This window comes from Mesorhizobium sp. M7A.F.Ca.CA.001.04.2.1, assembly GCF_003998485.1.
GTDB classification, from domain to species: domain Bacteria; phylum Pseudomonadota; class Alphaproteobacteria; order Rhizobiales; family Rhizobiaceae; genus Mesorhizobium; species Mesorhizobium ciceri.
On record NZ_RZQT01000040.1, the window covers coordinates 1 to 21,909 of the forward strand.

The following is a 21,909-nucleotide window of genomic DNA, read 5'->3' on the forward strand; positions in this document are numbered from 1 at the left end:
CGGCGGCGCCGATTTGGCGTCGCCGGCCAGCGCGTCGGTCGCCCATTTGAAGAAATAGGGACCGGCGACCAGCGTCAGCTTGGCGACGACCAGCAACAGCGTCGCCCATGTGACCCGGGCTCTCAGATCGGCGCGATCCGCTGGCCACATGTAAGGCCACAAATTGAGCAGCGTCTTGAAAGTCGAGGAGTCGGAGACGGTTTTTTCGGCCATTTCTTGTGCCTTCTTCTTATTTCAGCGGCCGGAGCAGCAGGAATTGACGAGAGCGGCCACCGATGCGGAGACATCGGCGAGCGCGGCATGGTCGATCGCATAGCGCGAGCGCTGGCGATCGGGCTCGAAGCGAACCAGCCCGGCTTCGACCAGTATTTTCAGATGTTGTGACACGGTGGACTGCGCCAGATCTAAGCGGTCGACGACCTCGCGGCAGCAGCAGGAACTGCTCGTCGATAGGTGTTTCAGGATTTCGATCCGCGCCGGATGGGAAAGCGCTGCAAGTCGGGCGGCGACCGCACGGCTGTCCGGACCGCCGCATGATGCGTTTGTTTCCATCAGGGATTCTGCCATCGTTCATCGGCGATAGACGATGAACGGGCACGGGGCAAGCTAACCCTATGGGCAGAGCGCCGGAACCGCCAATCTCCCCCTCGTGGGAGAGATGTCCGGCAGGACAGAGAGGGGCGCGAAGGATCGCGACTTTCCACGATCAAAGCATTACGAGCAGCCGTAAGGTAGCTCGACCGGATTTGGCCGACAGGCTGGCGAGACAGCGCCCTCCTCTGCCCTGCCGGGCATCTCCCACAAGGGGAGATTGCGCTCAACCGTCGGCGCTCAAACCCTACTCCGTCTTGGCGGGCGCTGTCGTTGCCTGCTCGCCCATGGCCTTGAGGTCGGCGGCTTCGCCTTCCTTCGACTTTTCCGGGACCTTGAACACCTGGCCCGGCCAGATGCGGTCGGGATCACTGATCTGGTCCTGGTTGGCGAGGTAGATGGTCGAGAAGCGTACGCCGTGGCCATAGACGCGCCGCGAGATCCGCCACAGCGTGTCGTTGCGGCGGATGATGACGGCGCCGTCGGCATGTTCAAGCTTGGGCGCCACCGTCTCGGGCACATCGCTTGGCGGCGTCGCCTCCGCCATGACGGCCGGAGCCTCGGTGGCGGGAGCAGGCGTCGTGGCCGCGGCCGGTGCCTCGGCGGTGGTAGGTGCGGCCGGCTTGGGCTGAACGGGCTTCGGCGCCGAGGGTGCCACGGCGGCGATCGCTTCGCCGGGCTCACGCTCGAACGGTACGGCCGCGCGGGCCACAACTGTCACACCGTCGGCATCGAGGCCGTCGACATGGATTGTGTAGCTGCCGACCGGAATGTCGCGCGTCGCCTCGACCAGGAAATGACCGTCCGTCGAAGTTTGCGCGTCACCGAGCAGGATGTCGTTGGCATACGCGCGCACCTTGCGGCCGGCATCGGCGAGGCCGGCGACAAAGATCTTGCTGCCGTCGATCTCGACCGCCTCGACGACGATCTTGGGCTCGGTCACGCCTGCAACGGGCGGCGTCGCCGGCGCTGCAGGAGCCGGTGTCGCGTCGACCACGGCTGGCGCTGGGGCGGCTGGCGCCGGAGCGGTTGCGGGGGCTTCGGCTGTGGGAGCAGCCGGCGCGGCGGCCGGAGCAGCCGGCTTTGTCTCGGGTGCGGGAACGGTCAGCAATTCGGCCGGCTTGCCCGGCTCCTCGACCATGGCCAGCACCTGGCCGGCCGCATCCTTGGGAACCGAAACGACGGCGGTCTGCACCGAGGGCGTTACGACGTCACCGGTGGTCGCGCGCAGCGCGATCGTATAATCGCCGGGCTTCAGCGGATCATCGAGAATGATAACGAAGGCGCCATCGGGACCAGCGACCGTCGAGCCAAGCACCGTCGAGCCATTGAGGATTTCGACCTTGGCGTTGGGTGCCGCATTGCCGGCGACGACAATCGAGCCATTGCTTTCGACGCGCACGACATCGAAGGACGGTGCGACCGGACCGGTCGCAGCAGGCGCCGCCGCGTCCGCGGCCGGTGCGGCGGGTGCCGTTGCCTGGGGCACTGCGGCGGGAGCCGCCGGGACTTCAGCGGCGGGCAGCCGCGCTTCGGTGCCGGGATCGGCCGATTTTGCCGCTGCGGGCGGCGTCTGCGCCGCCACTTGCGCCGGCGGCGTGGGATTGAGATACGGGTCGAGTGCGCCCGCTACATAGGCGGTTCCCGCGGCCGCAACGGTCCCACCCGCCGCGAACAGGAACGCCTTCAGTGGATTAATTGCCATATTTCCCTACCCCTTAGCCACCTAACGCCGGTCTAGCCTGTTTTAGCAATACCGACAAGAAAAAGCCCAGGCTGTTAACCCTTGGGGCTTGACCGCGCTTTCAGACCCAATCACCAATCATCGACATGAACACGATTCGATCCGTCTGCGTCTATTGCGGCTCGTCTCCGGGCCGCGATGAAATCTATATCAAGGCCGGACACCTGCTCGGGCGCTCAATTGCCAAAGCGGGATTGCGGCTGGTCTATGGCGGCGGCACCAAAGGCATCATGGGCGCTGTCGCCGAAGGCGCGCTCAAGGCCGGCGGCAAGGTGACGGGCATCATTCCGCGCTTCCTGATCAACAAGGAGGCGAGCGAAACAGCGCTTGACCGGCTCGATGAACTCTTGATCACCGACAACATGCACGAGCGCAAGCACAAGATGTTCGAGAAATCCGACGCCTTTGTGGCACTGCCGGGCGGCATCGGCACGGTCGAGGAGATCGTCGAGATCATGACCTGGGGACAACTTGGCCATCATCGCAAGCCGATCGTCTTCGCCAATGTCAAAGGATTTTGGGATCCGATGCTGGCGCTGCTCGATCACATGGCCGCCGAAGGCTTCATCCACACCGCGCAGCGGGTCAAGCCGCTGGTCGTCGACGACCCCGAAGCGATCGTCGCCGCCATCATGGTAGCCGGATCGTCCGTCGACGCCCCGACCGAGGGCGTGCAGTCGGTGATCGATAAGATGTAGGGGAATAAGGCAGTAGGGCAGTAGGGCAATATGTGACAACAAGTGAATTGCCTGGAGGTCTCTGCCCTACTGCCCTACTGCCCTACTGCCCTACTGCCCTACTCCCCTACTCCCCTCTTCCGCCGCAGCCTGCCGCAAATCGGCAATCACCGCGCGCCGGTCATGACGCCGCCAAGCGAGATGGAGTGAAACCGTGCGGTCGAACCACGGCAGGTCGCGAAACACGATCCGCGGCGGCGCGGCGGCACGCAGGCTGGCTTGCACCGTCGCCAGGCCGAGACCCGCGCTGACAAGGCCGAGCGAGGTCAGCGGGTCCGCCGTCTCATAGGCGATGTCGGGCAAGAAGCCGGCTTTGGCGCAGGCGGCAAGGAACTGGCCGCGATTGGTGTCGTCCGGCTGGCGCACGACGGTGATCCAGGTGCGACCGTCAAGATGGTGCGGCCCGATCTCTGGCACTTCAACGAGTGGGTCATCTTCGGGGATCGCCAGCACCAGCGGCTCATGCCGCAGCGCCATGGCGGCGACATCCGGATCATCATCGGGTGGCGACGAGTAGACAAAGCCCAGATCCAGCGACCGCTGCCGTAGCCCTTCCAACTGCGCCGCCGAACGCAGGCTTCTCAGCTGCAGGTGGAAATCCGGCCGGTCGCGACGGAACTGGCGCAGCATCCCGGCGACAAGCCCGGCATGAACGGCCCCTTCGACATAACCGATGGCGAGCCGGCCGACGGCACCGCTGGCCAGGTTGCGGCCGAACTCCTCCACACGTCGCGCATTGGACAGCAGCGCGCGGGCCTCGGGGAGGAAGGCGCGGCCCTCGGCGTTGAGATGGACCCGCTGCTTCGACCTCTCAAAGAGGGAAACACCCAACTGCTCCTCGAGCTGGATGATCTGCCGGCTGAGTGGCGATTGGGAAATATGCAGCATTTCGGCTGCGCGCCCGACATTTCCGGTTTCGGCGACCGTGACGAAATAGCGGAGCTGGCGCAGGTCGAACATTTCTCCTCCAAGGCTCAAGTCCTTTTGGGTCTCAACTTTAGCCTAATCAGTCTTGGACTGTCTGACCAGCCAAAAGCGATAATCGCCCATCCCAACCAAAGGAGACCGCCATGCAGTTCTTTGCCCTTCTCGCTCGCAACACCGAAAAATTTACCGATGCCGATTTCGCTCCACTTCTGCCCGGCGAAGCCGAACAGCGGCGCACGCTCTACGCCGAAGGGGCGGTACGTCAGGTGTGGAACCGAGGCGACATCCCGGGCAGCGGCATGATGCTCGAGGCTGCTGATGATGCTGAGGTTCGCGGCCACCTCGCCACCTTGCCGTTGGTCAAGGCCGGCATGATGGACATTGCCGCAATCGTGCCCCTCAAGCCCTACCCCGGCTTCGGCCCGAAGCACTGACAGGGCACATCCGGGGGTGACGAAGGCGTCACCCCCAGATTGACACGGGGGATCGACAGACTGTGATCGGCTGTCAAGAAACCGTCACACGAAACCGGCTTCGCGCGTGCTAGGAATCAGTATCAGGCAGCCGCCGTGCGGCGCCATCTTCGGAACATGCATCTGGCACCGCCCATGGACATCACTCTCGCCCCGGAAGGCACCGATCTGTCGCCCTACCTGCCCGACGAGCACGGACTGTTCTTCATCTATCACTTCACCGCTGAGGGCGTGCGAACCAGGGACGCCGCCGCCGCGCACTGGACATGGCGCAGCTACCAGCTTTCCGACATGCGGGCCCGTCACGAAATCGGCGCCGATCGGGCTTTGCCGGCACCGGTGCGTGAAGCTTTCCTGTCCGCCAGCCATGGCTGCCACATCGACCTCGAGGACGACTGGCTCTATGGCGATCTGCCGGACCTGCGCCATGACTATTCGGCGGAAGCGGGCGGGCTTGGCCATTTCCGCTTCGCGCTCAATGACACGATGCTGGTCGGCGCCCGCAAGCAACCGCTGCAGTCGGTCGACAACATCCGCAAGGCGATCGAGAATGGATCGCGCAAGTTCCGCTCGCCAGCCGAGTTGATCGAGGCTGTCGTCGGCCAGTCGTTCGATGGCATGGTGGCGGAACTCGCGGCACTCGGCGACAGTCTCGACGGCATCGAAGACCGTATCGTCTGCGACGCATGGCACAATGAACGGCAATCCCTGGTCGACGCGCGCCGGCATCTGGTGGTGATCCACAGGCAGATGGCGACGCTGACCAATCTGTTCCGTCACCTTGATCATTCGCACCGCAACGACCTGCCAGACAGCATCAACGACATGGCCGCGCGCCTTTCACACCGGGCGCAGACGCTGCACTATGACGGCGAGCAGTTGCAGGCGCGCGCCCGGCTATTGCAGGACGAGCTTATGGCAAAGCTGACGACGCAGTCGAACCGGCTGCTGTACGTCCTGTCGGTAATGACGGCGGTGCTGTTGCCGATGACCATCATCTCAGGCCTGTTCGGCATGAACGTTGGGGGCCTGCCGCTGGTCGACACGCCAATGGGCTTTTGGGTGGTGACGGCTGTGTCGATGGTGATCGCGGGCGCGACCTATCTCTTTGTCAGGCGGCTCGGACAGATGTAGCACCCGCCGGCAGCTTTCACGCAGTGACGCGAAGATCCTCGATGATGGTGCCGGCGGCGGCCACTTCCGCTTCGTGATCGGGCTCGCGCCAGGTCTCGGCAAGCCCAGCCGCATGCCATTCGCGCATCGCCGGCAGAGCAAGCAACTGCGCCGGATACGCTGCAGCCGCACCCTCGAAGGAGAGCCCATAAGACTGTGCGCGGAACGCCACCGGGGCAAAGAAAGCATCTACTGCGGTGAAATGAGCGCCCGCCAGAAATGGTCCGCCGAAACGAGCAAGACCATCATTCCAGAGGTCGCCGAGGCGAAAGAGGTCCTGCTTCAGCGCATCGGACATCGGAAACGGCTCTACCCGCACGCCGCAACTCATCGGACAGGCGCTGCGCAATGCGGTGAAGCTCGAATGCATCTCGGCGGCGGCCGAGCGCGCCCAGGCGCGCGCCTTGGCTTCGACGGGCCACACGCCATGGTGGCGTTCTGCCAGATATTCGACGATGGCCAGCGAATCCCAGACCGCCCAGCCGTCGTCGACCAGGCACGGCACGCGGCCGCTCGGCGAGAAGGAACGGTACAGATCCCAGCTCGATCCGGTCGGGAATGGCGTCAGCCGCTCCTCGAATGGGATATCCAGCGCGCGCATCAGCACCCAGGGCCGCAGCGACCATGAGGAATAATTTTTGTTGGCGATATGCAGCAGGTACATCGAACCCCCTTACCGTACGGGCTGCGGCGCGGCGCGTCGCGCTGTCGTCAACATCGACCAGGAATAGACCGCCAAAGCCGCCCAGATCAGCGCAAAGGCGATGGCCTGGATGGTGCCGAAAGGCTCGTCGAAGATCAGAACGGCGATCAGGAACACCATGGTCGGCGCGATATATTGCATGATGCCGATGGTTGACAGCCGCAGCAGCTTGGCGCCGAAGGCGAACAGCAACAACGGCACCGATGTGACTGGACCGCAGCCGATCAGCAACGCCGTATCCGTGCCACTGCTGGATACGATGTGGTCCTGTCCGGTTGCGATGAGATAGACGATGTAGCCAAGTGCCGGCACCGACAGCAGAAGGACTTCGAGCAAAAATCCCTGGCTCGGGCCGATCGGCAGCGTCTTGCGGAAGAAGCCGTAGGCGGCGAAGGAAAACGCCAACGCCAGCGACACCCAGGGCAGCTTGCCGCCTTCGATGGTCAGCACGGCGACGGCGACGGCCGCCAGCACCACCGCCGCGATCTGCAGCCGGTCGAGCCGCTCGCCGAGCAGCAGCGCGCCGACAACGACGCTGACCAGGGGATTGATGTAGTAGCCGAGCGCGGTTTCGACGGTGCGGTCGACCGCGATCGCCCAGACATAGATGCCCCAGTTGACCGAGATCAGCGCCGCCGTCAGCGCGGCCATGGCGATGGTGCGTGGCGAACGCAGCGCCGCCTTGAAATCCGCCGTGCGGCCGGCCCAGATCAGAACGGCGGCGGCGATCGGCACCGACCAGACGATGCGATGGGCAATGACTTCCGCGAGCGGCAGATGAGCGACCGCCTTCATGTAGAAGGGCAGCAATCCCCATAGCAGATAGGCGCCGAGCGCCAGCAGAAAGCCGCGCCGGGCCTTGGACTCTGCATCCAGGGTAATTGCTTCAGTGGCCATGGGCCAACGCTATGGCCCAGTCACCTTGGCAAGACCATCGCAAAGTTCTGATGGATCAATGGACTTTCGCTGATGGTTCAACCCTATTCGGCGGCCACCAGTCCGGCCATCTCGCGGTTCTTCATCAGCTTGTAGACGATGGAATCCATCAGCGCCTGGAACGAGGCGTCTATGATGTTCTCGGAAACTCCCACCGTCCACCAGCGTGCGCCGGTGCCGTCATGCGATTCGATCAGAACGCGGGTGATCGCCTCGGTACCGCCATTGAGGATACGCACCTTGAAGTCGGCCAGCTCCATGTCGGCGATCTCGCCCTGGAATTTGCCGAGGTCCTTGCGCAGCGCGATGTCGAGCGCGTTGACCGGGCCATGCCCCTCGGCCACCGACATCTTCTCCTCGCCATCGACCACCACCTTGACGATCGCTTCGGAGACCGTCTTCAACTGGCCGTTGGCGTCGAAGCGGCGCTCGACCATGCAGCGGAACGAGGTGACGTTGAAGAATTCCGGCAGGCCGTGCAGCATCTTGCGGGCGAGGAGTTCGAAGCTGGCATCGGCGCCTTCATAGGCGTAGCCCTCGGCCTCGCGCTCCTTGACCACGGATATCAGCGCGTCGAGCCGGTGATCGTCCTTCGGCACCTCGATGCCGCGTCGCCTCAGCTCGGCGAGGAAATTGGCCTTGCCGCCCTGGTCCGAGACCATGACACGGCGGCGGTTGCCGACGGTTTCGGGGGGGACGTGCTCATAGGTCGCCGGCTCCTTGGCCAGTGCGGATGCGTGGATACCCGCCTTGGTGGCGAAGGCGGAAGCGCCGACATAGGGCGCTTGCGCCTCTGGCGCTCGGTTCAGGAGTTCGTCAAATGCGCGCGACAACCTGGAAATGCCTGTCAACGCCTCAGCCGAAATGCCAGTTTCGAAACGATCGGCGAAGGCCGGCTTTAGCGCCAGCGTCGGCACGATCGAGATCAAATTGGCGTTGCCGCAGCGCTCCCCGATGCCGTTGAGCGTGCCCTGGATCTGGCGCACGCCAGCCTCGACAGCGGCGAGGGAATTCGCCACGGCCTGGCCGGTGTCGTCATGGGCATGGATACCGAGATGATCGCCTGAAATACCCGACGAAATAACCTTCTCGACGATGGCGCGGACTTCCGATGGCTGCGTGCCGCCATTGGTGTCGCACAGCACCACCCAGCGCGCCCCGGCATCATAGGCGGTCCTGGCGCAGGCCAGCGCGTAGTCGGGATTGGCCTTGATGCCATCGAAGAAATGCTCGCAGTCGACCAATGCCTCCTTGCCGGCGGCGATCGCCGCCTCGACGGAGGCCTTGATGGCGTCGAGGTTCTCCTCATTGGTGCAGCCGAGCGCGACACGGACGTGGTAGTCCCAGCTCTTGGCGACGAAGCAGATGGCATCCGACTTCGATTGCACAAGTGACGCAAGGCCGGGATCGTTGGACGCCGACACCCCTGCCCGCTTGGTCATGCCGAAGGCGACGAATTTGGCGCGCTCCGTGCGCTTCTCCTGGAAGAAGGCGGTGTCGGTCGGGTTGGCGCCGGGATAGCCGCCTTCGACATAGTCGAGGCCAAAAGCGTCAAGCAGTTTTGCGATGGCGATCTTGTCCTCGACGGAAAAGTCGATGCCCGGCGTCTGCTGGCCATCGCGCAATGTGGTGTCGAAGAGATAGAGGCGCTCGCGGGTCATGGTCATTTGCCTGCAAACTTGTCCGTCGCGCGGATCAGCCGGTCGAGGATACCCGGCTCCGAATAAGCATGGCCGGCGCCCTCGATCAGATGGAAATCCGCCTTTGGCCAGGCCTTGTGCAGCGCCCAGGCATAGCGCGCCGGGCATGGCATGTCGTAGCGGCCATGGACGATGGTGCCGGGGATGTCGCTCAGCCTGTGCGCGTCGCGCAGCAATTGTCCCTCTTCCAGCCAGCCGGCATGGACGAAATAGTGGTTCTCGATGCGGGCGAACGCGACGGCATAGTCGTCCTGCCCAAACGGACCGCTTGTCTCCGGCTCGGGTAACAGCGTGATCGTTTCGCCTTCCCACAGGCTCCAGGCGCGGGCCGCCTCGATCTGCGCCTTGCGATCCGTGCCGACCAGCCGCTTGCGATAGGCGGCCATCATGTCGCTGCGCTCGGCCTCCGGGATCGGCGCCAGGAAGCGCTCCCATTTGTCCGGGAACATTTCCGAGACGCCGAACTGATAGTACCATTCCAGTTCCGCACGCGTCAGCGTGTAGATGCCGCGCACCACCAGTTCGCTGACGCGTTCTGGATGGGTCTCGGCGTAGGCGAGCGCAAGCGTCGACCCCCAGGAGCCGCCGAACACCAGCCATTTGTCGAAGCCGGCCATTTCGCGCAGCCGTTCGATGTCGGCGACCAGGTGCCATGTCGTATTGGCTTCGAGCGAGGCGTTGGGCGTCGATTTTCCGCAGCCACGCTGGTCGAACAGGATGACATCGTAGAGCTTCGGGTCGAACAGCCGCCGGTGTTTTGGCGAAATGGTGCCGCCCGGCCCGCCATGCAGGAACACCGCCGGCTTGGCGCCTTTGGTGCCGGAACGCTCCCAGTAGACCTGGTGGCCGTCGCCGACATCGAGCATGCCGGAATCGAACGCCTCGATCTCGGGATAAAGCGTACGCAATTGACTGCTCATAGTTGTAAACCTTTGGTCGGCCAGTCCGGCGTTTCATGGTCTGGGTGCTGGAAGGAGATGATGGATTCCTGCCTGTTGTAATAATCAGGATCCTGGTGGACGGGCTGATCGAAGATCGTCTCCACCCAGGGCAACCGCGCGGCATAGTTGACCTGGATCTGCGGTGCCAGGTCCGAACGGTCGTCGAAGGCACCGATCGCGATTTCCAGCCCGCCGGGCTGCCGATATGTCAGCGGCGTGCCGCAGCGGGCGCAGAAACCACGATCGATGTTGACCGACGACTGGAAATAACTCGGCTCTTCATGGGTCCATTCGACGCCATCTCTGGGCACCGTGACCAGCGCGCCGAAGAACGAGCCGAACTGCTTCTGGCACATGCGGCAATGGCAGATGGACGGACGGCCGAGCGCTCCATGAACGCGGAAGCGCACGGCGCCACACTGGCAGCCGCCGGTTCTTACCTGATCGGTCATGATCTTTCCTTTGGCGGCCATTGTTCGGTGTCGTGATCGGGGTGCTGGTAGGAAACGAGATCGGCCAGATAGGAGGCCGACGACATGTCGGCCATGGTGTCCTCGCCCGGCAATTGCGGGATCGAGTCGACATAGGGCAGCTTTGCCTCGATCCCCCATTGAATCAGCGGCACGATCTCCGCTGGATTGTCGAACGCACCGATGGCGAGGCCAACCCCGTCCGGCGCGGTGAAGGTCAGCGGCGTGCCGCAATCGGCGCAAAAACCGCGATCGACATGGTTGGACGAACGGAAGTATTTCGGCTCGCCGCGCGTCCAGTCGAGTCTGGCGCCACGCACCGAAACCAGCGGCGCGTAGAACGCGCCGAACGCCTTCTGGCACATGCGGCAATGGCAGACCGAAGCGTCGCCCAAAGCGCCTTCAACGCGAAAGCGCACCGCGCCGCACTGGCAGCCGCCGGTGTAGATCGGTCGGTTGTCGAGGCTCATCGCTGATCACTCCGGCGCATGGCAGACGGCCTCGACGTTGTTGCCGTCGGGATCGAGGACGAAGGCGCCATAGTAGTCCGGGTGATAGTGCGGGCGCAGGCCCGGCCCGCCATTGTCCTTGCCGCCGGCGGCAAGCGCCGCAGCATAGAAGGCTTCGACCTCGGCGCGGCTGCGCGCGGTGAAGGCGACGTGCTGATGGGCCTTCTGACCATCCTTGCCTTCCTGCAGCCAGAATACCGGCCGATCGCGACCGTAGCCACCGACCTTTTTACCGCCGGTGTACTCCAGCGGCACCATATACAACAGCGCGGCACCAAGCGGCGCCATCGCCTTGTCATAGAAAGCCTTCGAAGCGTCGAAATCGGCAACGTTGATGCCGAGATGATCGATCATCTTTTTACCTCCCAGGTGGTGATGCGTTCGCCTGTGACCGGATCCTTGCCGTCCTTCAACTGTATCCCCTGGGCCAGCAGGTCGTCGCGGATGCGGTCGGCTTCGGCCCAGTTCTTGGCGGCGATGAACGCGAGACGCTTGGCGATGGCCTTGGCGACGTGGCCTTCATCAACCTTCGCCGACGCGACGTCGAAGCCGAGGAACAGCAGCGACGCCTTCAGCGATGCAGCGGCATCGTTGCCGTCCACTGCCTCGCCGGCCAACTGGGTCAGGATCTGGAAGGTGGCATAGGTGGCGAGATCGTCCGACAAGGCGTCGATGATCTCCACGGGCACCTGTCCCGCCGCCGTCGGCGCGAGGTCGGCCCCCCGCTTCCATTTTCGCAGGGTGTTCTCGGCCTCTTCCAGCTTGCGCACGGAAAAGTCGATCGGCTCGCGATAATGCGTCATCAGCATCGCCAGCCGCAGCACCTCGCCCGGCCATTTGCGGCCGCCGAAGGTCTCGGTCTCCAGGAGTTCGTTGATCGAGTAGAAGTTGCCGAGGCTCTTCGACATTTTCTGCCCTTCGACCTGCAGGAAGCCGTTGTGCATCCAGATGTTGGCCATCATTTCGGTGCCATGGGCGCAACGCGACTGGGCGATCTCGTTTTCATGGTGCGGGAAGATCAGGTCGAGGCCGCCGCCATGGATGTCGAAGACCTCGCCGAGATAGGCGGCCGACATCGCCGAGCACTCGATGTGCCAGCCCGGCCGACCCCTGCCCCATGGCGAATTCCAGCCCGGCTCCTCCGGTGACGACAACTTCCAGAGGACAAAATCGCCGGGATTTTTCTTATGCGCGTCGACGGCGACGCGAGCACCGGCCTGCTGCTCGTCGAGATTGCGCTTCGACAGCTGGCCGTAGTCGGGCATCGACGCCGTGTCGAACAGGACTTCGCCCGCAGCAACATAGGCATGGCCGCGTTCGATCAGGCTTTGAATCAAGGTGATCATGTCGACCTTGCCGTCGGCACGGGGCTCGACGAATTCGGTGGCGCGCGGCTCGACCGTCGGCTCCAGGCAGCCGAGAACCGCCACGTCGCTGTGGAACTGGCCGGCGGTCTTTTCGGTGACCCGCCTGATCGCCTCATTCAACGACAGCGTGCCGGAAGCGATCTCGCCGCCGAAATCGCGCAAAGCGCGCGCATTGATCTTGTCGTCTACGTCGGTGATGTTGCGCACATAGGTGACGTGCGTCTGCCTATAGAGATGGCGCAGCAAGCGGAACAGCACGTCGAAGACGATCACCGGCCTGGCATTGCCGATATGAGCAAAGTCGTAGACGGTCGGGCCGCAGACATACATGCGCACGTTCAGCGGATCGATCGGGACGAAATCCTCTTTCGTCCGCGTCAGCGTGTTGTAGAGGCGCAGGCCCTGCGATGCGTCGGACATTCGTGCCTTCCCGGTTCAGAACTCAATTCGACGAAGCCAGCCCTGCGCGAACGCAAATCAGGCTCCAGCCTGCTGGCCGGGGCGTTTGTCCAATCTGGGGAGAGATGAGGCGAAAACGTCCGGACCAGCGCGAGGCTAGCCAATAATGCAAATGCCACAAATGGCGAAAGACGTTTTCATGGGCGGCTTTATCGCCTTGGCTTGTGTTGCCGTCAAGTCGCAAGTTTCGGCAAAACCGCCGCTGGGTCACAGGTAATGATGCACTGAAACATTTTATTAAACATGTCGGCACAGTCATGAAACATTCGCCGGCTAGATCAGCAGGCGTCACGATTTGGTCAGAATCGGCCATCAAACGCAGACACGAAAATGTTACCAGGGAAGAGAGACATGCCCCGAACCAAGCAGGAAGCCAACCGCGCCAAGCAGCCGGCGCTGGCCAACCACTATCGCGCAATCGGCCCGGCCGCGATCGTCGCCGCCCTTCTCCATACCGCCAAGAAGAAAAAGCCGGCGCAGAAGATCGTTTCGCCCCGCGCTGCCTGAAGGGATGTGCGACCGGCGCCAATGGCGCCAGAAATGAAGGCGCCGACGCGCGCGCCCTCTGCTAGAACAACGTCATCTGACTGTCGTCCGCGCCGGACTTCTGGCGCTTGACCTTCTCGGGCTCCGGCCCGATCTCGCCCCGCTCCTGAATCTCCGGTCCGGTGTTGGCGACCTTGTTGACGAGGTCGGAGACCGGAATTGCCTCGAAGAAATCGAGCTGTGCCGGTCGCAACAGATCGGCGACATCGCGCGGTTCGAGCGTGCGGCAATCCAGCCAACGTGCGAAATCCCTGGGATCGATCACCACCGGCATGCGGTCGTGGATATGCGCGATGTCGGCATTGGCGTTGATGGTCAGGATGGCGCCGGTGTCCATTTCCGAACCGCCCGGCTCGGCATAGGTCTCGATCAGCCCGGCGAAGGCAACCAACCCGCCATGCCTGGGGCGTATCCAGTAAGGCTGCCCCTTCTTGCCACCGGTTTGCCGCCATTCATAAAAGCCGGACGCCGGCACCAAAGCGCGGCGATGGCGCATGGCGGCCTTGAACGACGCCTTTTCGGCAGCCCCTTCGGAGCGGGCGTTGAACAGCAGCGGAAACTCGCGTGTATCCTTCACCCAGGTCGGGATCAGCCCCCAGCGCACCAGCATTGGCTGCCGGTCCGGCAGATTGGAGCCCGGCGCCTGCGGAGGGCCGGCGACCGCCATCAGGATCGGCTGCGTCGGGGCGATGTTGTAGCGCGCCGGGAAATCCTCAAGCCCCGCCACGTCCAGAAAGGCAGCGGTCTGATCCGGCGTCGCGGTCAAGGCGAAACGTCCGCACATGGTCGATTGGTGCCCTTCGAAAGGTTCGGTTTCTGAAAGTGGCGATGGAACCGGCGTTGCGCAACCGCTAAAACTTGTCCACGCTGGCCGGTCCACAACTGACCGGCCTTCAGCCTGATTGGGAATCCATGAACGAAGCGCGCAAAATACTTCCGGCAGTCTCGGTCGCCGTCGTGCGGGCAGACACCGTGCTTCTGGTCAAGCGAGCCCGGCAACCGTCGCAAGGGCTCTATGCCTTTCCGGGCGGCAAGGTCGAGCCTGGTGAGACGCTGGAGGCAGCGGCAGAGCGCGAACTTCAGGAAGAAACCGGTTTGCGTGCCACAAATTATCGCCCGCTGCGGGAAATCCACATCGACGGCCGGGATGACAGCCACCCGGTCGATTATCTCCTCACAGTCTTCGGCGCCGCCTATGCCGGCGGCGAGGCCGTGGCCAGCGACGATGCGGAGACGGCGGCCTTCTATACGCTCAGCGAGATGGCGGCGCTGCCGCTGGCAGGCTCGGTATTCGCGGTCGCCGAAGACTTGTTGGCCCCCGGCGGAAACGCCGGACTGCTGTCCTGAAATCAACTTGCGGGCCACAAATTGTTTCGCCACAAAGACTTATGCTGTTTAGCAGAGCCACGCAGCTGGTAGAGAAGGCTTATGAATCGTCCATCCATGCTCCTCGCCGTGTGTCTTGCGGTCGGCGCGACCGTTTCGATACGGCCCGCGCTCAGCGCCGAGTCGCCGTTCGAGCCCGGGTTGATGCGGCTGGCGGAGGTTCTGGGCTCGCTGCATTTCCTGCGCAATCTGTGCGGCGAAAAGGGCGACCAGTGGCGTGTCGAGATGACAAAACTGCTCGATTCGGAAAATCCGGACGCCGAGCGGCGCGCCCGCTTCATTGCCAGCTTCAATCGCGGCTACCGCTCCTTCGGCGGCACCTATACGAGGTGCACGCCCTCGGCGACCGAAGCCATCAGCCGCTACATGAAGGAAGGCGAGACGCTGTCTCGCGACATCGCCTCGCGTTACGGCAACTAATGCATGTCGCCCAAAAGTGGCTGCGGTTTTGGGAGAACGACACGCATAAAAACGAAAACCTAAAGCGCCTCGCCTGAATCCGTTCAAACGCGGCGCGCTTTAGGCACTCGCTCATCGACAACTATCCGAACCATTGCTGGGTACAGCCGATATATCGGCTTGTGCCAGGCGATATCTTGGTGCAATCCTCATGTTGCACTTCTGCAACAGTATTAACGAAACCTTACCGCGCGAAAGCGGAATTAACTCAAACTGAAGGTTTTCGCCCCGCAGGCCGCCCCAATCGGCTAAGTTTGACTCGAACTGAACGCAGCTTCGCACAAGGCAATCGGGCTTTGTAAAAGACGATCAAAAAAATGTCGTATTTACAAATACTTAATTGTCCCTGCGTGTGAAATGAACAGATCAGGCCTGATCCACATCAATGGATCGCAGCTTGAAAGGGTGGACATTCGCTTATGGAACATGGTGTCAACGACATCGACGCGCTGGTCAGGGAAGAAAAACGCTTGACCGCCGTGGAAAGCCACAGCGAGGCCTGGGCGGAAGGTCTCTCCGCCGGGATAGAGCCCGAGATCATTGCCGAAGCAGCGCTCGAAACAGCCTTCGGCGAGATGTTGCGTGCCAATGGCGAGACCTCGGCCCTTGCCCTGCTCGACCGTATGCGTGAAAAGGTGATTGCTGGCGCCTTCGAACCTGAACGGCTGCGGCACTGAACCGACGTCCGGTTCTTTGACGGCAATATGCCGCTCGGGCGTCATGCCCGTAAGCAGGGAGAAACGGGCAGTGAGTTTTTCGATGTCAGGCAAGCCGCGTGGCTTGGTCCTTCGCATCTCTTTCGCCGCTTGCTGTGCCGCGATTCCCCTGGTTGTGTGTCTCGCGAGCAGCCCCGCCTATGCGCTGAGCGAAATCAAGCGCGAAGAGCTCCCCCCGACGGTCACGCCGCCGGCCGACGACATGTCGCCCCCCGGAAGCACCGTGCCAATGCCCAACCCGGTCGGGACGCCGCCGCCGTCTAGGCAGCCGACTGCTCCTGCCGAAGCCGAGCCGGACAGTCCGGCGGATGGCGGCGTGACCAGGCCACGCGTCGATCCGGACACGCCGGTGCCCGAGGTCATCTACGATCTCGGCAAGCTGCCGGAACCAGTGCGGCGCATGCATGATTTGATCGTCGAAGCCTGCAAGGGCGGCGATATCGAAAAGTTGCGGCCGTTGATCGGCACGGGCGACAACACAACGCAATTGTCCCTAACCGACATTGATGGCGATGCCGTCGCTTTCCTCAAGGGCCTCTCGGGCGACCCGGACGGCCAGGAAATCCTGGCCATCCTGGAGGAGGTGCTTGATGCCGGCTACGTCCACCTCGATGCCGGCACGCCACAAGAGCTCTATGTGTGGCCGTATTTCTTCGCCCTACCGCTGGACAAGCTGGACGCCAAGCAGCGGGTCGAACTGTTCAAGATCGTCACCGCTGGTGATTTCGACGACATGAAGCAGTTCGGCGCCTATATTTTCTATCGCGTCGGTATCACCCCTAGCGGACAATGGTCATTTTTCGTCGCCGGGGATTGAGAGCGGCTCTTCCCACCCACGGGGGTGGGGAGCCTAGCGGGGCAAATGCCTCAGAAAACTCCACCGCCCTACCCTGGCTTGGCGTGGCGATCTCGCCTTCCCACATCACGCGGCGGCCGCGAATGACGGTGCCGACCGGCCAGCCGACCACTTCTCTCCCGTCATAAGGCGTCCAGCCGGCTTTCGAGCCGGCCTGCGCATTGGTGATGGTCTGGCGCCGCTTCATATCGACGATGGTGAAGTCGGCGTCGTAGCCGGCAGCGATGCGGCCCTTTCTCGCCATGCCGAAGATCCGCTGCGGGCCGTGGCTAGACAGGTCGACAAAGCGCTGCAAGGTCAGCCGGCCGGCATTGACGTGGTCGAGCATGATCGGCACCAGCGTCTGCACGCCGGTCATCCCCGACGGTGAGGCCGGATAGGACTTTGCCTTCTCGGCCAGCGTGTGCGGCGCGTGGTCGGAGCCGAGCACATCGACGATGCCTTGCGCAATGCCATGCCAGACGCCATCGCGATGGCGCGCGGCGCGCACCGGCGGGGTCATCTGGATCAGCGTGCCAAGCCTGAGATAGTCGTCGGCGCTCAGCGTCAAATGATGTGGCGTCGCCTCGCAGGTCGCGACATCCTTGTGTTGTTCGAGGAACACAATCTCCTCGGCGGTCGAGATGTGTAGAACATGGATGCGGGCACGGGCGTTTCGCGCAATGCGTACCAGCCGTTCGGTACAGCGCAAGGCGGCGATCTCGTCGCGCCAGACAGGGTGCGATGCCGGGTCGCCTTCGATGCGTTCGCCAAGGCGCTCGCGCAGCCGGAATTCGTCTTCCGAATGAAAGGCGGCGCGCCGGCGCGTGTTTCTCAGGATCGACGCCACGCCCTCGTCATCCTCGACCAGCAGGTCGCCAGTGGACGAGCCCATGAAAACCTTGATCCCGGCCGCACCCGGCAGCCGCTCAAGCTCGCCGACATCCCCGGCATTCTCGCGGGTGCCGCCGACCCAGAAGGCGAAATCGCAATGCATGCGCCCCGTGCCGCGCCGGACCTTGTCGGCAAGCGTTGCCTCGCTGGTGGTCAGCGGATTGGTGTTGGGCATCTCGAACACGGCGGTGACGCCGCCAAGCACGGCAGCGCGCGAACCCGTTTCCAAATCTTCCTTGTGCTCCAGTCCCGGCTCGCGAAAATGCACCTGGCTGTCGACGACACCCGGCAGGATATGTAGGCCGCGGCAGTCGATCGTCTCGCCGGCCGAGGCCTGGCGGAGATCGCCGATGGCAGCGATGCGCCCGTCCTTCACGCCGATGTCGCGAGCCCCTTCGCCGTCATGGTTGACCACTGTGCCGCCTGTCAGGATGAGGTCGTAGATCATGGCCATGCTCTCTTGCGGGGGGAGTGCCAGCGGCTTACGTAAAGGCCGACCATTTTGCAAGATCAGGTTGCTTTTCCGCCCATGCCCTGTGCCCAGCTCAAAGACCGCGCCCTCATTTCCGTATCAGGTCCGGATGCCGAGCATTTTTTGCAGAACATCCTGACCACCGATCTCGACATCCTGGCTCCCGGCGAAGCCAAACCCGGTGCGCTGCTGACGCCGCAAGGCAAGATCCTGTTCGATTTCCTGATCTCCCGCACCGGCGAGAATGCATTCCGGCTCGAATGCCGTGCCGACATATCGGACGATTTCGTACGCCGGCTGACGCTCTACAAACTGCGCGCCAAGGTCGAGATTGCCAAATCCGATCAGGCGTTTGTCACCGTCGCGTGGGGACATGAATCAACACCCTCACAATCTGATTCAACGGCGGCCGCCGACACACGCTTTCCGAAGGGTGCCGTCACGCGTTCCTATGGCGAAACGGATGAGCGCGGCGATCTTGCCGCGTGGCAAGCCTTCCGCATTGTCGGCGGTATTGCCGAAAGCGGCAGCGACTACCAACTCGGAGACGCCTTCCCCCACGATGTGCTGCTGGACGAAACCGGCGGCATCGGCTTCAAGAAGGGCTGCTATGTCGGCCAGGAGGTCGTCTCGCGCATGCAGCATCGCGGCACGGCCAGGCGGCGCGTGCTGATTGCATCGGCCGACAGGCCCCTGCCCGCGCCCGGCACCGAACTGACCGTCGCAGGCAGGCCGGTTGGCACGCTCGGCTCGACCGTAGACACGACCGGTCTGGCCATTGCGCGCATCGACCGGGTCAAGGCGGCGCTCGATGCCGGCCAGCCGATCATGGCCGGGGACGTTCCGGTAACGCTAGCCATTCCCGGTTGGGCAAAATTTGCCTTCCCGCAGGAAGCCGTCAGCGCGGAGGAGGCCTGATGGCGGCCGACCGCGTCGGCGCGCCGGCACGCGCCTGGCAGCGCATGCTGTCGGGCCGCCGGCTCGATTTGCTCGACCCCTCGCCGCTCGACATCGAGATTTCGGACATTGCGCACGGGCTCGCCCGCGTTGCCCGCTGGAACGGCCAGACCAGCGGCGAGCATGCGTTTTCGGTCGCCCAGCACTCGCTGCTGGTCGAAGCGCTGTTCTGCGACCTGGTGCCCGAGGCTTCGGCCGACGCCCGGCTGGCGGCCCTGCTGCACGACGCCCCCGAATATGTCATCGGCGACATGATCTCGCCGTTCAAATCGGTGATGGGCGGCAGCTACAAGGATTGTGAGTTACGGCTGCAGCGCGCCATCCATCTGCGCTTCTCGCTGCCTCCGGAACCAAGTGCTGCGCTGCGCAAGGAGATCAAGCGCGCCGACCAGATCGCCGCCTATTTCGAGGCAACGCTGCTCGCCGGCTTTTCGACCGCCGAGGCGACCGAGTTCTTCGGCCGTCCGCGCGGCTTCAATGCCGACCGCTTCGATTTCACGCCACGTTCGGTGACCTGGGCGCAGAACGCGTTTCTGAAACGGTTTTCGGCGATCGAGACGTCGCGGCATCAGGTTTCGGCGACCGCAATCGGCTAAAGCGCGTCGCGCTGAAACGGATTCACGCGACGCGCTTTAGGTCTTTGTCTTTATGCATGTCATTCCCCCAAAACCGAGGTCACTTTTGGGCGACATGCATTAAAACGCTAAATTAACCAGCGGCGACCACAGTAGCTTGTTCGATCACGGTCCGCAGGCGCGCTCATGCCCGTCGCTGATGCCAAGGATGGTTCGGCCGTCCCGAAACGGGAGGCCGAAGGCATGGACCGCTCCCGCCACATGGAAGACGAACTGCGGGAGCAGAACCAACGCTTTTCGGCTGCGGTCGAGAACATGTCGCACGGCCTGTGCATGTTCGACGCCGACGAGCGGATGATCATCTGCAACGGCAACTACCTAAACATCTTTTGCCTCGACGCCAGGGTGATAAGGCCCGGCATCCGGTTCCTCGACATTCTGCGCCACAGCGTCGATATCGGCGTCGCCTCGCAAACCGCCGACGAACTCTACGCCATCCGCAAGCCCTATATCGATCAGGCAAAGCCCTCGACCTACGAAGAAACACTGTCGGACGGCCGCATCGTCAGCATCTCGCACCGCCCTCTGGCTCTGGGCGGCTGGGTTTCGATCTATGAAGACATCACCGAGCAGCGCCGCGCGCAAGAGGATCTCAAGGAACAGCACCGCCGCTTCGACGCAGCGCTCGCCAACATGTCGCAAGGCTTGCTGATGTATGACGCCGACGGCAAGATGATCGTGCGCAACCGGCGTTTTCTGGAGCTCTACAAGGTCACCCCGGCGGACTTTCCGCTTGGAACGACGCACCGCGACGCGCTCGAACGGTTGCTGGAACTCGGCATCTATACGAAGATCGATGTCGACAGCGAAGTCGCCAAGACCGAAGCCTGTCTGGCGGCGGCAAAAATGCATTCGGCCTATCGGCATCTTACCGACGGCAGGACGGTTTTGGTCACACGTCGGCCGATGGATGGCGGCGGCTGGGTGGTGACCTTCGACGACGTCACCGAACGTCGCCGCACCGAAGAGCGCATGACCCATCTTGCGCATCACGACACGCTGACGGGATTGCCCAACCGCTCGATGTTTCGCGAACGGCTCGACCTTGCGCTGGAGGACACGGCGGCCACGCCGCTGGCGATCTTCTCGCTCGATCTCGATCGCTTCAAGGCAGTCAACGACACCTGGGGACATCCGGCCGGCGACTGGCTGCTGAAGAGCGTGGCCGAGCGGCTGCAGCGCTGCCTGCATAATGAAAACGACGTCGTTGCCCGCTTCGGCGGCGACGAATTCGTCATCATCCAGTTCAATTTCAAGGGCATTGCCAATGCTGAAAAACTCGCGAAGCGCATCGTCGAGACAATCGGAAAACCGTTCCGCGACAAGAGCCGCGAGATGCATATCGGCATCAGCCTGGGCATCGCGGTTTTCCCCGACGACGGCGGAGACGCCGACACGCTGCTGAGGAACGCCGATACAGCGCTTTACCGGGCGAAGAGCGAAGGCCGCAATCTGTATCGGTTCTTCGAACCCGGAATGGACGCAATGGTACAGGCACGGCGTGCGTTGGAGGTCGACCTCGGGACCGCACTGTCGCGCCAGGAATTCGACCTCGATTTCCAACCCATCATGAACATCGCCTCCGGCGAGATCGTCGGCGCGGAAGCCTTGATGCGCTGGCATTCCCCAGAACGTGGCATGGTGGCGCCGGACAGCTTCATTCCGGTCGCCGAAGAAACCGGATTGATCGTGCCGCTTGGAGAATGGGCGCTGAGGAAAGCCTGCACGGCGGCGGCACGCTGGCCCGCCGGCCTGCGCGTCGCGGTCAATGTCTCGGCCGTGCAACTTAAAAGCGGCAGCTTCGCCCGCAGCGTCATCTCGGCGCTGGCTTTCTCCGGCGTGCCAGCCGGTCGGTTGGAACTGGAGATCACCGAAACCGTGCTGATGGATGAAAGCGAGGTGGTGCTAAGGACGCTGCGGCAGTTGCGTGAACTCGGCATCCGCATCGCGCTGGACGATTTCGGCACCGGCTATTCGTCGCTCGGCTACCTCAGGCGTTTTCCTGTCGACAAGATCAAGATCGACCGTTCGTTCATCCACGATTTGAGCAATCGCGACACCGCGGCGATCGTTCGCACCGTCATCGGGCTGGGTGCCGAGCTTGGCATCACTGTCACCGCCGAGGGGGTCGAGACCGAGGTGCAACTCGATATCCTGCGCAGCAATGGCTGCACCGAGGCGCAGGGCTTTCTGATCGGCGCGCCGTCAAAGGCGGCCGAGATCCAGCGCCTGTTGAGATCCCGGGCGCCGCACAGCCAGACCGGCTAGGCCGGCCATCG

The 21,909-nt window shown here is 63.1% G+C and carries 24 protein-coding genes and 1 pseudogene; 11 read left to right on the forward strand and 14 right to left on the reverse strand.

From position 1 onward, the window contains the following. From EN955_RS15075 to EN955_RS15085, 3 genes and pseudogenes are all read right to left on the reverse strand, one after another. Positions 1-213, reverse strand: a pseudogene (locus EN955_RS15075) (metal ABC transporter permease); the annotation flags it as partial. 21 nt (positions 214-234) lie between these two features. Next, positions 235-567 (reverse strand): metalloregulator ArsR/SmtB family transcription factor, encoded by a 333-nt coding sequence (locus EN955_RS15080; protein ID WP_013532548.1) that lies wholly within the window; start codon positions 565-567, stop codon positions 235-237. A gap of 271 nt (positions 568-838) precedes the next feature. Next, positions 839-2,296: a LysM peptidoglycan-binding domain-containing protein gene (locus tag EN955_RS15085; protein ID WP_024504337.1), complete on the reverse strand. Its 1,458-nt coding sequence runs from the start codon at positions 2,294-2,296 to the stop codon at positions 839-841. Positions 2,297-2,421: 125 nt separating this feature from the next. Between EN955_RS15085 and EN955_RS15090 the strand changes: the two genes are divergently transcribed. Next, the gene (locus tag EN955_RS15090; RefSeq protein WP_013532550.1) at positions 2,422-3,033 is read left to right on the forward strand and encodes a TIGR00730 family Rossman fold protein; all 612 of its coding nucleotides are present in this window, start codon (positions 2,422-2,424) and stop codon (positions 3,031-3,033) included. Between the two features lie 90 nt (positions 3,034-3,123). Here EN955_RS15090 and EN955_RS15095 read toward each other — a convergent pair whose 3' ends face one another. Further along, positions 3,124-4,032 (reverse strand): LysR substrate-binding domain-containing protein, encoded by a 909-nt coding sequence (locus tag EN955_RS15095; RefSeq protein ID WP_024503047.1) that lies wholly within the window; start codon positions 4,030-4,032, stop codon positions 3,124-3,126. 110 nt (positions 4,033-4,142) lie between these two features. Here EN955_RS15095 and EN955_RS15100 point away from each other — a divergent pair, with 110 nt between their 5' ends. Continuing rightward, positions 4,143-4,433, forward strand: a complete 291-nt coding sequence (locus tag EN955_RS15100) for a muconolactone Delta-isomerase family protein (protein ID WP_013532552.1) — start codon at positions 4,143-4,145, stop codon at positions 4,431-4,433. A 174-nt stretch (positions 4,434-4,607) separates the two neighbouring features. After that, positions 4,608-5,606, forward strand: coding sequence for a transporter (locus EN955_RS15105; RefSeq protein ID WP_024503048.1), 999 nt, complete (start codon positions 4,608-4,610; stop codon positions 5,604-5,606). Positions 5,607-5,622: 16 nt separating this feature from the next. On the opposite strand, the gene EN955_RS15110 is transcribed toward EN955_RS15105, so the two are convergent. From EN955_RS15110 to cysS, 8 genes are all read right to left on the reverse strand, one after another. Then, on the reverse strand, positions 5,623-6,309 hold the full coding sequence (locus tag EN955_RS15110; protein WP_024503049.1) for a glutathione S-transferase family protein: 687 nt from the start codon (positions 6,307-6,309) through the stop codon (positions 5,623-5,625). 9 nt (positions 6,310-6,318) lie between these two features. Further along, positions 6,319-7,245, reverse strand: a complete 927-nt coding sequence (gene rarD, locus EN955_RS15115) for an EamA family transporter RarD (protein WP_024503050.1) — start codon at positions 7,243-7,245, stop codon at positions 6,319-6,321. Between the two features lie 83 nt (positions 7,246-7,328). Next, the gene (cimA, locus tag EN955_RS15120) at positions 7,329-8,951 is read right to left on the reverse strand and encodes a citramalate synthase (protein ID WP_196815395.1); all 1,623 of its coding nucleotides are present in this window, start codon (positions 8,949-8,951) and stop codon (positions 7,329-7,331) included. Next, entirely contained in the window at positions 8,948-9,904 is a 957-nt protein-coding gene (gene pip, locus EN955_RS15125; RefSeq protein WP_024503052.1) for a prolyl aminopeptidase, read from the reverse strand. Before pip ends, cimA begins: the two co-directional genes overlap by 4 nt. Beyond that, positions 9,901-10,377 carry a GFA family protein gene (locus EN955_RS15130; protein WP_013532558.1) on the reverse strand — a complete coding sequence of 159 codons (477 nt, stop codon included), beginning with the start codon at positions 10,375-10,377 and terminating at the stop codon, positions 9,901-9,903. The genes pip and EN955_RS15130 overlap by 4 nt, the downstream gene beginning before the upstream one ends. After that, complete coding sequence (locus tag EN955_RS15135) at positions 10,374-10,865, reverse strand: GFA family protein (protein WP_013532559.1); 492 nt, start codon at positions 10,863-10,865, stop codon at positions 10,374-10,376. The genes EN955_RS15130 and EN955_RS15135 overlap by 4 nt, the downstream gene beginning before the upstream one ends. A 6-nt stretch (positions 10,866-10,871) precedes the next feature. Next, a complete protein-coding gene (locus EN955_RS15140) occupies positions 10,872-11,258 on the reverse strand; it encodes a VOC family protein (RefSeq protein ID WP_013532560.1) in 387 nt (128 codons plus the stop codon). Further along, complete coding sequence (gene cysS, locus EN955_RS15145) at positions 11,255-12,691, reverse strand: cysteine--tRNA ligase (protein ID WP_024503053.1); 1,437 nt, start codon at positions 12,689-12,691, stop codon at positions 11,255-11,257. The genes EN955_RS15140 and cysS overlap by 4 nt, the downstream gene beginning before the upstream one ends. Positions 12,692-13,081: 390 nt before the next feature. Between cysS and EN955_RS15150 the strand changes: the two genes are divergently transcribed. Next, positions 13,082-13,237, forward strand: a complete 156-nt coding sequence (locus tag EN955_RS15150) for a hypothetical protein (protein ID WP_013532562.1) — start codon at positions 13,082-13,084, stop codon at positions 13,235-13,237. Between the two features lie 61 nt (positions 13,238-13,298). Here EN955_RS15150 and EN955_RS15155 read toward each other — a convergent pair whose 3' ends face one another. Beyond that, a complete protein-coding gene (locus EN955_RS15155; RefSeq protein WP_013532563.1) occupies positions 13,299-14,060 on the reverse strand; it encodes an SOS response-associated peptidase in 762 nt (253 codons plus the stop codon). 128 nt (positions 14,061-14,188) lie between these two features. On the opposite strand from EN955_RS15155, the gene EN955_RS15160 reads away from it, so the two are divergent. From EN955_RS15160 to EN955_RS15175, 4 genes are all read left to right on the forward strand, one after another. Further along, positions 14,189-14,623 carry an NUDIX hydrolase gene (locus EN955_RS15160; RefSeq protein WP_024503054.1) on the forward strand — a complete coding sequence of 145 codons (435 nt, stop codon included), beginning with the start codon at positions 14,189-14,191 and terminating at the stop codon, positions 14,621-14,623. Positions 14,624-14,704: 81 nt separating this feature from the next. Continuing rightward, positions 14,705-15,082, forward strand: coding sequence for a TIGR02301 family protein (locus EN955_RS15165; RefSeq protein ID WP_013532565.1), 378 nt, complete (start codon positions 14,705-14,707; stop codon positions 15,080-15,082). A gap of 458 nt (positions 15,083-15,540) precedes the next feature. Next, a complete protein-coding gene (locus EN955_RS15170; RefSeq protein WP_008874920.1) occupies positions 15,541-15,798 on the forward strand; it encodes a hypothetical protein in 258 nt (85 codons plus the stop codon). Between the two features lie 70 nt (positions 15,799-15,868). Continuing rightward, positions 15,869-16,654, forward strand: a complete 786-nt coding sequence (locus EN955_RS15175; protein WP_024503055.1) for a hypothetical protein — start codon at positions 15,869-15,871, stop codon at positions 16,652-16,654. On the opposite strand, the gene EN955_RS15180 is transcribed toward EN955_RS15175, so the two are convergent. Next, complete coding sequence (locus tag EN955_RS15180) at positions 16,617-18,020, reverse strand: dihydroorotase (RefSeq protein ID WP_245492839.1); 1,404 nt, start codon at positions 18,018-18,020, stop codon at positions 16,617-16,619. The two genes, EN955_RS15175 and EN955_RS15180, sit on opposite strands and share 38 nt — an antisense overlap. A gap of 75 nt (positions 18,021-18,095) precedes the next feature. On the opposite strand from EN955_RS15180, the gene EN955_RS15185 reads away from it, so the two are divergent. From EN955_RS15185 to EN955_RS15195, 3 genes are all read left to right on the forward strand, one after another. Next, on the forward strand, positions 18,096-18,956 hold the full coding sequence (locus EN955_RS15185; RefSeq protein WP_024503057.1) for a folate-binding protein YgfZ: 861 nt from the start codon (positions 18,096-18,098) through the stop codon (positions 18,954-18,956). Then, positions 18,956-19,591 carry an HD family hydrolase gene (locus tag EN955_RS15190; protein WP_013532569.1) on the forward strand — a complete coding sequence of 212 codons (636 nt, stop codon included), beginning with the start codon at positions 18,956-18,958 and terminating at the stop codon, positions 19,589-19,591. Before EN955_RS15185 ends, EN955_RS15190 begins: the two co-directional genes overlap by 1 nt. Before the next feature lie 165 nt (positions 19,592-19,756). After that, positions 19,757-21,898 carry an EAL domain-containing protein gene (locus tag EN955_RS15195; protein WP_024503058.1) on the forward strand — a complete coding sequence of 714 codons (2,142 nt, stop codon included), beginning with the start codon at positions 19,757-19,759 and terminating at the stop codon, positions 21,896-21,898. Positions 21,899-21,909 lie beyond the last annotated feature (11 nt).